Consider the following 15035-nt stretch of genomic DNA (forward strand, 5'->3'; position numbering starts at 1 on the left):
AGCCCCTCGGGCGAGAGCGTCTATTGGCCTGAAAAATACACTTGGCGTTGCTTTCAATTACTGACACGGAATCAGTCATATCAACAAGAGGGATGCTTGATGAAGCATGGCCGTGGGTATCGTTCGCGCTCGCAAAAAGGACCAGCCGGACATTTCTGGCTGTCATTGGTTTGCTTTTCAGGCCTGGTGATCGCCAGCTTCCTGTTGTTCGAACAACAGATCCAGGATTTCCTGACCCATCTCAACCTGTACCTGCCCTCGACGCCCGCGCAGAAACTCAACCTGGCCTTGCTGCTGATTGCCCTGCTGGCGCTGGATGTGGTGTTGCCGGTGCCGTCGAGCATGGTCGCGCTGCTGGCCGTGGCGATGCTTGGCAGCCTGGGTGGATACCTGGTGATTTTCGTCGGCCTGTGCCTGGGGGCCGGGCTGGGTTATGCGCTGGGAGCCGGCTATTTGCGCCTGCTGTCCGGCCGCCTGGGCCTGCATCAGCGCCAGCCGGGGCAACTGGCGTACCGGTTGGGCACGCTGTCGTTGATCTGCCTGCGCGGCGTCCCGGTGCTGGCGGAAACCTCGGTCGTCGCCGCCGGCATGCAACGCTACCCATTGCGCGCGTTCATCCTGGTCACCACCCTGGCCAATGCCGGCCTCGCGTTGGCCTACAGTGCCATCGGCACCTTTCTCGTCGAACAGAACGCGCTGCTGGTGACCCTGCTCGCCAGCATGGTATTGCCCGGGCTGTTCATCGCCGGGTACAGCCTGTTCAAGAACATTCGCCGGCGCGACACGGCGCAACCCTTGCACGGGCGCTTCAAGGTCAGCTACGACTACCCGGTGGTTTTCACCGATCATCTGTTCGACCCGCTCAATCCCTGCCTGCATCGTCAGCTCACCGCCGGACACCGCGGCCAGGTAACGGTGCTGGTGTTCGCCGATGAACAACTGCTGCACAGCGCTCCGCACCTGCTGGCACAGATCAATACCTACTTCGCCAGCCATTTTCCGGACCTGCATTTGCAGGCGCCCCCCATCGCGGTCCCGGCCGGCGAATCGAGCAAGGATTCCCAGGTGTTGCAGCAGCTGTACAGCGACATGCTGCAACATGGCCTGGACCGGCATTGCTATGTGCTGGCCCTCGGTGGCGGCGCGGTGCTCGATGCGGTGGGCTACGCCTGCGCCACCTTCCACCGCGGCATTCGCCTGATTCGCATCCCCAGCACCGTACTCGCCCAGAACGACGCCGGCATCGGTGTGAAAAACGGCATCAACGCCTTTGGCCAGAAGAACCTGCTGGGCGCCTTCTACCCCGCCACCGCGGTCATCAACGATTTTCAATTGCTGACCAGCCTGAGCCGACGCGACCAGATCGCCGGGCTGGCCGAGGCAGTCAAGGTGGCGCTGATCAAGGACCAGGCGTTTTTCCAGTGGATGGAGCAACAGGCCGACGCCCTCGCCCACTTCGATCACGCGGCCAGCCGCTACGCGATCCGCCGCTGCGCCGAACTGCACCTGGCGCACATCACCGGCGCCGGTGATCCCTTCGAGCGCGGTAATGGGCGGCCATTGGACTACGGGCATTGGGCCGCTCACAAATTGGAAAACCTCAGTCACCACCGACTGCGCCATGGTGAAGCCGTCGCCGTGGGCATGGCCCTGGATGGACTCTACGCCAATGCCCTGGGGCTGTTGAGCGACGCCGACAGCGACCGGCTGCTGCACCTGCTGCTCAAGCTCGGCTTCTGCCTCAACCCGCCGGAGTTGACCTTGAAAGATGCACAGGGACGCTCGCAGGTTCTGCTCGGGCTGGAAGAGTTTCGCCAGCATTTGGGCGGGCAACTCTCCATCCCCATGCTCAGCCGGATCGGCGAGTCGGTGGACTTGCATGAAATCGATACCGCGCGAATGGAGCAGGCGCTGCAACGGCTCTGCACTCAGGCCGCCCCTGCACTCACACTGAACGAGAGCTGTGCGCAATGAACCCATCGTCGCCGGACCTCAAGACCTGGATGACCCTCGGCCGCGTGTCCAACCTGCCCACGGTGTGGACCAACACCCTGGCCGCCGCCCTGCTCGCCAGCAGCGCAGGGACCCTGGCACCGCCATCGTCCCTGGTCTGGCTCCTGCTGCTGGCGGCACTGTCGCTGCTGTACCTGGCCGGCATGCTGTTGAATGACCTGTTGGACGCCGACTGGGATCAACGCCACCACAATCCGCGCCCCATCACCCTGGGCCTGGTCAGCCGCCAGCAAGTGCGGTTGGCCACGGCGCTGCTACTGGTGCTGGCCGCGGTCGCGCTGCTGGGCCTGAGCCGGTTGATCGAACAACCGCACTGGCTGCTGGGCAGCGCCACGCTGTTGGTGGGTTGCATCCTCGGCTACAACCTGCTGCACAAGAAGTACGCCCACAGCGTCTGGCTGATGGGGGCCTGTCGCTCGGCGCTCTACCTCACCGCGGCGGCCAGCCTGGCGATGCCACCCGAACCGATCTGGCTCTGTGCCCTTTTGCTCGGCGTCTACATCAGCGGCCTGACCTACCTGGCCCGCCAGGAACACCGCAATCAACTGATCAGCCGCCTCCCGCTGCTGCTGATGTTGAGCCCCCTGGCGTTGGCGATCTACGCAGACAACGCCTGGTTCTGGCCAGTCCTGCTGATATGGCTTGGCTGGTTGGGCTGGCACTACTGGCGCAACCTGGCCAACCCGCGGCAACGGCAGGTCCGCGCCTTTATCGGTGCGGGCCTGGCCGCCCTGCCGCTGTTCGATGCCCTGGTGCTGGCCGTCGCCAACCAGCCGCTGGGCAGCCTGTTATGTGTCCTGGTGTTTTTCCTGCTTCCTCATTTCCAACGCTGGATCAAACCCACATGAACACGGACGTTACAGCATCGGCATCGGCAGCCCTCGACATGCGCCAGGATTGCCTGAACGAACAACGCCGGCATTTCACCCAGTCGCTCGATGAAACCGAGCGGCAATGGTGGCTCTCGGCGCAGGCGCAACTTGCCCAACGCCCGGACGCCAACACCGCGGCGTTCCTGAGCGGCCAGTGCAAGCGCCACCTCAAGGAGCGCGCCCAGCCCGGCACCGACGGCTGGAGCAATGTCCAACTGGCGCGGGCATTGCTGCTGGCCCAGGTCCTGGAACTGCAACCCGTCGCCGGGCAAGTGTCCTTGCTGCGCCAGTTGTTCCTGTGGGGCGACGACCAGGAAAAGATCGCCACCTTGAAAGCCCTCGACTGGCTCGACAGCGGTGGGCTCTGCCTCGGGCTTGCACTTCAGGCCGGGCGCACCAGCAACAGCCAGGTGTTTGCCGCCCTCGCCCTGGACACCGCCTACCCATCGCGTCACTACGACGAACGGGCCTTCAACCAACTGGTGTTGAAAGCCCTGGGCATGGGCCTCGATGTAGGGCGCCTGGTCGGCCTGACGCAACGACAAAGCGTCACGCTCAACCAGTTGGCCCTCGACCTGCTGGACGAACAACTCGCCGCCGAACGAACGGTATCTGCCGGACTGCCTCACGTGATTGCCTTTGCCTTGCTGAGCCCGGCGCAACGTCAGCGCCTGGCCGGGCTGGCCCAGCAACAACGCTTGCCGCCGCCATGGCAAGCGCACCTGGGCGGCACTTTGCCGAACTGATGCCCGCCCCTCCCCTGCCTTTTTGACGAGGATTCACCATGCTCAAGTACTTCGACCCGCATATCCATATGGTCAGCCGCACCACCGACGACTACCAGAACATGGCGGCCGCCGGCATCACCGGCGTGATCGAACCAGCCTTCTGGCAGGGTCAGGCCAGGACCAGCGTCGGCAGCTTCATCGACTACTTCGACACGCTGTTGGGCTGGGAGCGTTTTCGCGCCAGCATGTTCGGCATCCATCACTTCTGCACCATCGGCCTGAACCCCAAGGAGGCCAACGACTTGTCGGTGGCCAATGAAGTGCTGGAGATCCTGCCGCGCTACCTGGTGAAAGATGGCGTGGTGGCGGTGGGTGAAATCGGCTACGACGACATCACCCCGGAGGAGGATCGCTTTCTCGCCGCCCAATTGGAGCTGGCCAAACAATTCAACCTGCCGGTGTTGGTGCACACCCCGCACCGCGACAAGATCGGTGGCACCAAGCGCACACTCGCGGTCATTCGCGAGGTCGGCATTGCCGAACACCTGGTGATCATCGACCACCTCAACGAACTGACCCTGCCCCTGGTGCTGGACAGCGATTGCTGGCGCGGCCATTCCATCTACCCCAACACCAAGATGTCGGAACAACGCATGGTCGCGCTGCTGCAGCAGTACGGCACGGAAAAAATGGTGGTCAACAGCGCCGCCGACTGGGGCATCAGCGACCCGCTCAAAGTGCCCAAGACCGGCCAGGCGATGCTGGCCGCCGGCTTCAGTGAAGCCCAGGTCGAACAGGTGCTGTTCCACAACCCGGTGGACTTTTTTGCCCAGAGCGGCCAACTGGACAAAACCCTGGTCAGCACGCCCCTGCCCATCGATCAGCGGCGACAGTGGCAGGACAACTCTGCCCTGCGGGGCCAGGAGCCGGTGATCAAATGAGTGCCCGCACGGGTTGGACGGCCACGCAGATCGGCTATTGCAGCAACGTGCACCCGACCCATGACCTGGGCGGGCTGCGCGCTTCCATCGAACGGCATTTCCAGACCGTACGTACACTGCGCGGGCTCGACACCCAAGACAGTGGATTGTGGATCAGCGCCGTCGCCGCCGCCGAGCTCCAACAGGCGTCCGCCCGTGCGGATTTCCTCGACCTGCTGCAACGCAGCGGCCTACGCCTGACCTCACTCAACGGTTTTCCCTACGGCCAATTTCACCAGGGCGCGGTGAAAGCCGACGTCTACCTGCCCAGTTGGGGCGATCCGCAGCGGCTGGCGTACAGCCTGGACCTGGCTCGATTTCTCGCCCAGGCCCTGCCAGCGGACTGTGCCCAGGGGGTGATCTCCAGCCTGCCGCTGGGCTATGCCGCCCACTGGAGCCCGACGTTACAGCAACGTGCCGAGCAGCAACTGCGCGAGCTCACCGCCGCGCTGGCCCGGTTGCAACGGGAGACAGGCAAGAAGATCGTGATCTGCCTGGAAATGGAGCCCGATTGCGTGCTGGAAAACACCGACCAGGCCATCGCCTTCTTTCGTCACTGGCAAGCCACGGACCCACACCATGAACACCTGGCGCTGTGTTTTGACGTCTGCCACCAGGCCGTGATGTTCGAAGACTGCTACCAGTCACTGGACCGATTGCGTCTGGCCCGGGTCCCCATCGGCAAGATCCAGCTATCCAATGCGCTGATTTGCCACCTGCCTGAGGATGCGCAGCGGCGCGAACAGGTGCTCCAGACATTGGGCGGTTTTGCCGAACCCACCTACCTGCATCAAGTCAAAGCCCGCGCTGGACAGGAGCGGTTATCGGCCTGGGCCGACCTTCCCGCGGCCCTGTACGAGTGTGAGCAGGACGGCCACGCCCCTCCCGAGCTGAGGATCCACTTCCACATTCCGTTGTTCAGCGAACACCTGCTGTTGCCCGAACTCAGCGGCAGCCAGGTCGCCCTGGCGCAGACCTTCGATTTTCTCGCCGACCATGGGGATTTTCGCCCGGTACTGGAAGTGGAAACCTACAGCTGGGGCGTCCTGCCCAGCCAGTTGCGACCCACCACCGAGCACGCCCAACTCCAGGGCATCGCGGCGGAGTTGCACTGGGTCGAAGACCAGTTGCAGCAGCGCCAGTTGCTGCAACCCCAAGCGCTGGAGGCCTGCGCCGATGTCCTCTGAGCCTGCGCGCCAGCCGTTGCTGCTGATCAACGTGGTCGGCCTGACACCCGCACTGCTGGGGGCCGCGACGCCCTGCATCAATGCCCTGTTGAAAACGGCCAGGATGGCCACGCTGCAACCGGTGTTCCCGGCGGTCACCTCCACGGTGCAAGCCTCGATCCTCACGGGCCAGCCACCGTCGGAGCACGGCATCGTCGGCAACGGCTGGTATTTTCGCGATCAGGCCGAAGTGCGTTTCTGGCTGCAGCCCAACGCACTGATCCAGGGGGAAAAAGTCTGGCAGACACTCAAGCGCCAGTACCCCGGGTTTCGCTGCAGCCAGCTGTTCTGGTGGTACAACATGTATGCGGACGTGGACGCCGCCATTACCCCACGGCCGCATTACCCGGCCGATGGCCGCAAGATGTTCGGCCTGTATTCGACGCCGGCCTCGTTGCACGAGCATATTGAACAGCAGATCGGCGAATTCCCCTTTCCAAGTTTCTGGGGCCCGGCAGCCGGCATCGCCTCGAGCCGCTGGATCGTGGATTGCGCCATCGCCGAATTCCAGCTCGACCGCCCCGACCTGCAGTTGATCTACCTGCCCCATCTCGACTACAGCCTGCAACGCCTGGGCCCCGATCATCCGTCGATTGCCGACGAGGTGCGCGCCATCGACAGCGAAGTCGGGCGTCTGCTGGACTTTGCCCAAGCACAGGGCGCGGCGGTGATGCTGCTGTCCGAATACGGGATCGAAGCCGTCACCCAATCCGTTTCCATCAACCGGTTGCTACGCGCCGAAGGCTTGTTGCAGGTCCGCCAATCGCTGACCTGGGAGTTGCTCGATCCCGGTGCCAGTGCGGCGTTTGCCGTGGCCGACCATCAGGTCGCGCACATCTACGTGAAGCAGGCGCGCGACATCCCTCGCGTCAAGGCGCTGTTGCAGCGCCAGGCCGGCATCGAGCAGGTGCTGGATAAAACCGAACAACGGGCCTGGCACCTGGATCATCCGCGCAGCGGCGAACTGGTGACCGTGGCCGCCGCCGGTTGCTGGTTCGATTACTACTACTGGTTCGACGACCGCAAGGCCCCCGACTTTGCCCGCACCGTGGACATCCATCGCAAGCCAGGCTACGACCCGCTCGAGCTGTTCATCGACCCAGCCATTCGCTTCCCGAAATTGAAAGTGGCGCGCCGCCTGCTTCAGAAAAAACTCGGCTTTCGCTACTACATGGACCTGATTCCGCTGGACACCCGCCTGGTCCGCGGCAGCCACGGACGGCTGCCCGCGAGCGAAAAGACCGGCCCGCTGCTCATCACCAATTGTGATCTGTCGTTGCCGCAGCACCTTGCGGCCACGGCGGTGAAGCAACTGCTCCTGGAACACTTCCGGGGGCGCCCTCATGCCGATACGGCGAATGCCAAGGAGCTTCCATGCGGCGAGCCATTTCCATAACCGTTCTCAGTGCCCTGGCCGGTTTGGCCCAGGCACAGGACACCAACAACTTCGATTGCAGCAACTTCCTGCAGTTTGGAGCAGACATCAACAAGACCCGGACCGCGTTTGCCCAGAGTCCCGAGACCATGGCCTGGAACTGGTTCGTCTGTTTGAACCAACCCAGCACCGCGCAAAGCAGCAATCTCGTGTGGGAGACGATGAAGCCTTCGGACCAGGTCTACCTGCCCAACGGCGCACCACCGGGCACCTATGACAGCTCAGCGCCGCTCCCGGCCGCGGTGGTGACGCAAGCCAAGGCACAGGGCATGGACCTGTCCCGATCCTTCCATAACATCAATGCCACCCAACAGGTCGATGGCCTGATCCTGCAAATGGGGGGTGCCGTGCCCGATGCCCAACAAGGCCAGCCCGTACGCTTTCAGTTACTGATGGGCAAGGACACGTTCGATTACATCGTGAAGAAGCAGGTCTACAACGTGAACGGTCAGGCCGCCCTGGCCAACGACCTGGACTTCCCCCCCACCGCCTGGGAGTTGAAAGCCGCGTGGCTGTGGATCGGCACGGACACGACCTACCGACAAACCCTGGTGAACGACGGCTACTACATTGCCCAAGCCTACTACCAGCAGGACGATGGTACCTATCAGGTCGGCTATGTGGCATTGAGCGGCCTGCATGTCGTCAACAAACTGAACGCTGACTGGGTCTGGACCACCTTCGAAAACATCAACAACAGCAAGTACACCGTAACCAATGCCCCGACGCCGGCGCCGATGACCAACACCACCGGGCCGACTGCGGCTGCCAAGCCGGTCAATGCCAGCTTCCAGGCCAATAATCGGAGCCTGTCGAAGTACGAGTTGATCGGGGTCGAGTTCCAACCCATCACCCAGGTACTGGCCAATTCACAACTGGAATCGGCGTTCCAGAACACCTCGTCCTGCCTGGCCTGCCACGGCACCGCCGCCTACTCGAACGACAACGGCTACTTCAATTTCGCTCTGAACCAGGGGGGCGGCATCGTCTATCCCACCACTCCGCTGCCGCCCTCGGCATTCGATGGCTACAAAAAACTGGACTTTGTCTGGTCGCTGAAACGCGCCCAGTGGCAACGCTAAGGAGCATGACATGAGCGTATTGAATTTCCCCCGTATCTACCTCAACGGCCATATGTTCTGGAACCCACCGACGGCCAACAATAACGACGTATATCCGCTGTATGACGCGGTCAACGCGGACATCAACTGGCCGTTCATGAGCCACTTCGGCATCAACGCCACGAACGCCCCCACCCAGCTGATGCCCTGGGCCATCAAGCCCCTGGCAAAGAATGAGCTGCCGCTCTATATGCTGCAGGTACCGACCAATGCCAACCCGAAAACCTACCCATACATGCCCGCCGAATGGGATCTGTTTGGTGACAATGCCTGCGGCACGGTGAGCTACAAAGGGACTCGCTCAACGATCATTGGCGGCGAGCTGCAGGCAGACACCTACATCACCGAGGATGCGCTGGTTGGCAGGGACTACCAATTGCTCGGCAATCCCTTTGGCAGCAACGCTCCGACTGCCGCGCGCTTCGTCGATGTCAGCCCGTGGCAGAACACCTTCACCGCGTTGTATTTCGACAAGCTGATGCTGGGGGATGCCACGTGTGGCCTGACCCTCAATCGCCAGTATCGGATGATGGATCGCTTCCTCAATTTCAATTGGGGCGCCTTCGGTGGCCTGGTGTATGTCACCACCACCTGGCAGACCTGCTTTCCCCAGGAGAACCTGGAATGGGTCATCGGCGATTCGGCGCTGCTGAGTAACCTGCAGCAGCAGATGAAGCTGCAAGGGGCAAAGGGCCTGATGTTCAGGTTCTCCACCTACCTGACCTGCTACGACAGGAACGGTGTTTTCAACGACTTCCCGTACGTCAACACCCGTTCCAATGCCCCCTCGGATACGGCTCGTCTGCAAGCGATGTATCAGAAGGGCCTGGACAACGTTTCCGGTATTTTCTTCAATCCCGCCTACAGCCGCACCGCCGCGACCCTGGGCCTCTGGTTCGCCGACGAATACCCGACCGCGCCCGCCGGCCTGCGCCTGGTGCCCGCGCAGGCCGTATCTGTTGTTCAACCCAGTGGAACTCCCCAAAACGCCACACTGGGCGTGACTTCGGTGCAGATTACCGGCAACATCCTGTCGCTGGATCTGGCCAACACGTTCCCGTTCTATCCGGTAGAGCCCAATGCCCCCATCCTGACCGCCGAAAAATTCCAGGCCGGCGACTACCAACTGGGTGTACGCGAGGGTGATCAATTCATGTCGGTAGTGGACTTCGGTTTCGACCGGTATGACCAGGCAGCCTTCGACAAACGCTCCGGCCTGCAGGACTTCACGCTCAGCGACGCGGACCTGACGAAACTACAACCAGGTCATCCATTGGAGCTGCGACTCAAAGCTACGGCCGCCCCGACACCCGTGATCGCCGCCACCCAGCAAACCTGGACCGCCGAAGTGGTGGAGAGCGGCAGTTTCATCGACGTGGGCGACCATAAGACGCTGACCATCATGGTGCAGAAAAATGGTCAGCCGGCCGCCAATACCACGCTATGGGTGGCGGAATATGGCAACCCCTACATGGTGACCACCAGCGACTACTATCTGGCCTCCAGCAACGCGGCCAATTTCACGCTGTTCTTCGACCACCCGAACCACCCCGAACTGAACAAGGCCAATCTACCGAACTTCAATAACGCGCCGCCCGTACAAAACTATCTGGCCGAAGGCAGCGGCCGCCGACTGACCGCGCTGCGCAATACGGATGAGGACATTGGAGACCCGATCGGTTATCAGCAATTCCTGCAGGGCGAGGGCAAACCGGTCACGATCGACTTGCACCCTTGCCTGGCATTCGACGCTGGCCTCTACGCCACCGGAACCCTGCACGACGACGTCCACGCCACGCCGGTGGATTACTCTTATGTCACCACGACCACCGACGCCAACGGCATCGCCCAAGTGAGCTTCAGGGCCGTGGCCCCGGGCTTCCCGACCTTGCGTTTTTTCGTCAAGGACGGCGACAGCGATCCGGTCATCCCCTTCAGTTTCCCCGTTCCCCAAGCCTACATCGACTTCCTCGCCCCGCTCCGCGTCCTGCCCTTGGACGTGCAACTGCAACAGGACTTCATCAACTACTGGAACACCGTCTACAAGGATCAGAACGCCGCCACGCAGCTGTGGGAGGGCTTCCTCTACCCACGCATCCTGCAGACCTTCTATTACCTGTACCCCATCATGAACAAGTACATGCCGCTCAACTCCCAGGCACGCGTCGAAGGCGCCATCGACCAGCTGATTGTGCTGATCAGCAAGCCCTACCAGGAAGAAAGCACGCTCTCGATGCCCATCACCCGTGACATGTCCCAGAGCCGCCGCGCGGTATTGGAGCTGTGGGCCAAGAAGCTGGTGAAGCGCAACTATCCGCCACAACAACTCAAGATGAGCGACTACGACAACCTCTGACCGTAACGCTGTTCACCCAGGAAAGATAAACCACTGTGGGAGCGAGCTTGTGTAGGAGCTGAGCTTTTGTGGGAGCCGAGCTTGTGTGGGAGCTGAGCTTGCTCGCGATGAAGGCACCTCGGTCTTTCGAATGACCGCGTTATCGTTCATCGCGAGCAAGCTCAGCTCCCACACAAGCTTTGCTCCCACAGGCTCGCACACAGTGTCACCCGGTACTTTTCAAAGGAATGACCTATGAAAACCAGTATCTTGAACCGGCTGTTGCTGTTGATCCTGCTGTCCAGCCCACCGCTGTTCGCCGAGGACAGCGGTGCCGTCTACTTCACCATGGGCGTGCACAACACCGAGGGGTGCAACGAACAGAACGGCAACTGCATCGCCAAACGGGCCCCGGGCGACCCTTCCGATCCGTTCTTCCCGGCGTTCTGGATCAGCGATTGGACCATGTACCGGGTGATGCACAACTACGAAAAAAACCCGCCGCCCTACAGCAATCCGCCCTCCACCCTGACCCCGGCGGACTACACCGTCTCCCGAGGCACCAGCTACTACGACACGGCCTATATCCCGGCCGATGGCGACGGCTTCGGTGCGATGATGGAGCACTATGAGAAGTACTGCCTGCCGATCTTCCCGATCAAGAACAACAATTACACCTGCTCCTTCGTGTCCCTGGGCAACAAGGCGTACTTCCTGACCTATCCGCAGGATCGCCCCAAGGACATGCCGGCCTGCTGCATGTTCTCGCCGATGAACCATCCGCCGCGCCAAGACTTCATCCAGCACCTGCCCTACAGCGCCGAGCGCAGCCAAAACCTCGACGCCAGCGTGCAGGCCTACGCGCTGGACCTTCAATCGCCGCAGGGGCCGATCCTGTTCGGCTATGCCTTCTACAAAAAGATGTCGGGGCAACCGCCCTACCGGCAGCCCCAATCGTTCTTTTTCTCCGGTGACACCAGCGTTGCCAATGCCCCCATCGTCAGCCAGAACTACACCAACTTCCGCATCGCCAGACCGGACCCGGCCCAGACCTGGGCGCAGGTGGCCGCGATGTGCCCGGCGAATCCACCGCCCTGCCAGTTGTTCGAGCCACCGGCTTCCCAGAGCAACGGGCAAAAGGCGCAGTGGAACAAGCTCATGCAGCGCAAACCCTGAGCAATGACGGAGATCGCCATGAACATTTCACTGCGTTTCATCCTGGTACTAGTGGGTCTGGCCAATCTTCCGGCCCTGGCCCTGGAGCAATCCCAGGAACAAGCCATGCCACGGACACAGGCCTCCAGCCTGAATTGCCAGCCCCCCAGCACGGCGCCGGCGGCCACCGCCAGCCAGGACCTGTTCGATCAATACAGCTGGCAGCTGTTCATCGCCGTGAACTGGCCCGCCCAGGCAGGGCAGCGCGGGGATCCCGACTGCAGCAAGCAACCGGGGGACCCTGGCTACACCGTCTGGCAGACCTACAAGACCGTGGAAGAAATCTTCCTGCCACGGGGGGCCGATCCAGGCCCCTGGAACACCCCGCAACTGGCCAAGAGCCTGGGCATCATCAACATCGCCGCGCTGAAGAACAGCTCCCTGGTGAATGCCGTCGACCAGGCCGTCGGCGGCTGGCTGATCGACCAGGCCGGCAACCCGACCTACTACGACATCTCGGCCAACGAGACCTCCTACAACTACATCGTCGCCAACCAGTTCTATAACGCCGATGTGGTGTCCAAAGCCAACAACATCACCTTTCCCTACGGGGTCATCGAGGTCAAATCCAGCTGGCGCATCCTTACCACGCATGACAACGCCAGCCGCTACCTGACCATGCTCGCCCGCGTCGCCACGTTCGACGACCAAGGCCAGCGCACCGGCGTCACCGAGGCCTATCTGGGCCTGGTGGGGTTGCACATCATCACCAAGGTGAACGGTTATCCGCAGTGGATCTGGTCGACCTTCGAACAGATCGACAACGTTGCGCCCAAAGCGCTGGTGAACGGGGTATGGGTCGACCAGCCGGTAGCCGGCACGGCCTATTCCTACTTCAACCCCAACGCGCCGGCAGCCAGCCTCAACCAGTCACCCTGCGACTGGCAGACCCAGGGCGCGCACCTGGTCTGCGTGCCCAAACCCGGCACCACCTTCCAGACGCCGAACCCGTTGAACCGGTTCACCCCGATCGCCGAGATCACCAACGAGGTGAACGCCCGCTACCGCAGCGACCCGGACCTGCAACGCAGCGTGTTGAAGTACTACCAACTCATCACCACCCAGCGCCCGCTGATGCCGGACAACCCCAGCAACCCACTGGGCCAGCCGACACCCGCCCTCTCGGCCAACGTAACCATGGAAAGCTACATCCAGCCCAACAGCAGTTGCATGAATTGCCACTCCATGGCGACACCGGTCAAGAGCCCCTACAAATCCGATTACTCCTACCTGTTCAAATTCGCCAATTCGCCTGTCGGCAAAACCATCAAGGACGAGGAATAACTCATGAGCATCCTGAACGGACCACGGCTGAATTTCTGGGGCGGCATCCGCACGGACGTCAGCCTGCCGAACAACTCCCCGACCATTCCCTACGATGGCAACGATGACTGGCCGCTCTTCGACCTGACCACCTCGACCCTGGCACCCGGGGCCGAGTCCTACACCGATGACCAGTTGAACAACATGATCAATGCCCCCACCGGCAACTACTACACCGCCGGTGGCTGGAATCATTACGGGCAGCATGTCGTCGACATGCAGAACGCCTTGATCAGCTCCCAGGGCATCCCCGGCAGCATCAGCACCACCGGCGACCTGGTGGGCCAGGCCGTCTACCTGCTCGGCTCGGTGGACCCGGTGACCGGCCAGGGACCGGTGTCCGGCCCGATGATGGTGGACCTGGACCCCACCGCCTCGACGACCACCCAGATCTTCGTCGGCGGCCTGCAAATCGGCGGCAACGACAACATCCAGTTGCTGATTCGCAGCGACACCGTGTGCAGCAGTTTCTACATGAAGAAGCGTGTGCTGGAACCAGAGCAAATGGATGCCCCGGGCTCCTTCCGCTTCAGCGGCACATTTCAGCTGACCTTCCCCCTGAGTAGCATCGTCAACTGGAACCAGAACAGCAGTGGGCTGCGTTCGATCATCCAAGCACCGGGCGCAACGGGTATCGTCCTGCGTTTCGTCATGTTCGAGATGTGTCCCGCGATGACCACCGAGCAACTGGACGCTGACTACGCCGCTGGCCGGTACACGCCCAACCCGAGCATCGGCAGGGTCATCGGCACACTGGCCCCGGCCTTCGCCGACGAGCCGCTGAACTGCCAGCCGGGCCGGCAACTGATTAACCAGTACACGGGGAACGCCGGCTATGCCGAACTGAGTGACAGTGGCCTCCTGAGCATCGACATGGTGAATGTCATTCCGAAGAAAACCTTCCGGGCTGTCCGGGACGATATCACCAGCCCCATCGGGCCCAACGCCGATTACGGGACCGTGACCATCAGCGCCGGCACCACCACCCTGACCACACTGGACCCGACCAGCAGTCCCTTGGTTGACTACTACGTGTACGGCGGCATCGTCGACGTGCCCCTGACCACCAGCCAGCAGCAGACGGTGCGGACCACGGCACTGGCCATTACCGCGCCCGACAAGGTTTGCAACACCACACTTAATGCCACCGAATCGACCTATCGGATCTATGCCGACCAGCGCAACGTCTACCTGGAGGACTACCCCAACGGCCTGTCGATCACCCTGCAGGTCCGGTACCTGGGCGGCGCGGTGCCCAGCACCACCGAAATCGGCCTGAAGGCGGCGGCCCCCGCGGTCTATGATCAACCGCAATACTGGGACTTCCTCGACTTCCCTGATTCGTTGACCGTCGACAATGGCCAGCTTTCCGTCAGCTTCCCGGTCACCCTCAAGCCGGGCAGCGCCGCTCAAGCGGGGTTTGTTGCCCTGACCTGCACGGTCAACAATTTCCCCAGCAGCGCTTACTTCACCAACTTTCGCAAATACGCCCAGACCGACTTCGGCATCCCCCAGGGCACGACCATCACCTGGCCGCTGATGTACCCCAACGTGCTGCGCTTTCACTACCTGGCCTTCCCCGCCATGTCGCGCTATATCCCGCTGAATCAGCCCGACGCCATCATGGGCGCCAAGAACCCCATCCTGGCCCGCACCTCGGATGCGTACAAAGGCACCACGCTGTTCATGCCGGTGGTGCGCTCGATGTCGCCCTGCCAGCGGGCACTGCTGCGGGCCTACCTCACCGGTGAACCGTGGCAACCGCCGCAATGACCGCGTCCCCCTTT

General features: G+C 62.1%; 11 protein-coding genes. All 11 read left to right on the forward strand.

The window, feature by feature from the left end; genetic code table 11:
* Positions 1–99: 99 nt before the first annotated feature.
* The 11 genes from ACZ5M5_RS18565 (at position 100) to ACZ5M5_RS18615 (ending at position 15021) form a co-directional block, all read left to right on the forward strand.
* Positions 100–1974: a 3-dehydroquinate synthase gene (locus ACZ5M5_RS18565; protein WP_060741819.1), complete on the forward strand. Its 1875-nt coding sequence runs from the start codon at positions 100–102 to the stop codon at positions 1972–1974.
* Positions 1971–2861 carry a UbiA family prenyltransferase gene (locus tag ACZ5M5_RS18570; RefSeq protein ID WP_464737767.1) on the forward strand — a complete coding sequence of 297 codons (891 nt, stop codon included), beginning with the start codon at positions 1971–1973 and terminating at the stop codon, positions 2859–2861. The genes ACZ5M5_RS18565 and ACZ5M5_RS18570 overlap by 4 nt, the downstream gene beginning before the upstream one ends.
* A complete protein-coding gene (locus ACZ5M5_RS18575; protein WP_464737768.1) occupies positions 2858–3631 on the forward strand; it encodes an EboA domain-containing protein in 774 nt (257 codons plus the stop codon). Before ACZ5M5_RS18570 ends, ACZ5M5_RS18575 begins: the two co-directional genes overlap by 4 nt.
* A gap of 38 nt (positions 3632–3669) precedes the next feature.
* Positions 3670–4554, forward strand: a complete 885-nt coding sequence (locus ACZ5M5_RS18580) for a TatD family hydrolase (protein WP_060741816.1) — start codon at positions 3670–3672, stop codon at positions 4552–4554.
* Positions 4551–5780, forward strand: coding sequence for a metabolite traffic protein EboE (eboE, locus tag ACZ5M5_RS18585; protein ID WP_464737769.1), 1230 nt, complete (start codon positions 4551–4553; stop codon positions 5778–5780). The genes ACZ5M5_RS18580 and eboE overlap by 4 nt, the downstream gene beginning before the upstream one ends.
* Positions 5770–7215: an alkaline phosphatase family protein gene (locus ACZ5M5_RS18590; protein WP_464737770.1), complete on the forward strand. Its 1446-nt coding sequence runs from the start codon at positions 5770–5772 to the stop codon at positions 7213–7215. Before eboE ends, ACZ5M5_RS18590 begins: the two co-directional genes overlap by 11 nt.
* Positions 7194–8336, forward strand: coding sequence for a hypothetical protein (locus tag ACZ5M5_RS18595; protein ID WP_060741813.1), 1143 nt, complete (start codon positions 7194–7196; stop codon positions 8334–8336). Before ACZ5M5_RS18590 ends, ACZ5M5_RS18595 begins: the two co-directional genes overlap by 22 nt.
* Before the next feature lie 10 nt (positions 8337–8346).
* On the forward strand, positions 8347–10731 hold the full coding sequence (locus ACZ5M5_RS18600) for a hypothetical protein (protein WP_464737771.1): 2385 nt from the start codon (positions 8347–8349) through the stop codon (positions 10729–10731).
* 234 nt (positions 10732–10965) lie between these two features.
* The gene (locus ACZ5M5_RS18605; protein ID WP_464737772.1) at positions 10966–11886 is read left to right on the forward strand and encodes a hypothetical protein; all 921 of its coding nucleotides are present in this window, start codon (positions 10966–10968) and stop codon (positions 11884–11886) included.
* A gap of 18 nt (positions 11887–11904) precedes the next feature.
* Positions 11905–13209: a hypothetical protein gene (locus tag ACZ5M5_RS18610; protein ID WP_103308006.1), complete on the forward strand. Its 1305-nt coding sequence runs from the start codon at positions 11905–11907 to the stop codon at positions 13207–13209.
* 3 nt (positions 13210–13212) lie between these two features.
* On the forward strand, positions 13213–15021 hold the full coding sequence (locus ACZ5M5_RS18615; protein WP_464737773.1) for a hypothetical protein: 1809 nt from the start codon (positions 13213–13215) through the stop codon (positions 15019–15021).
* Positions 15022–15035 lie beyond the last annotated feature (14 nt).

Source organism: Pseudomonas sp. Van50 (genome assembly GCF_055390755.1).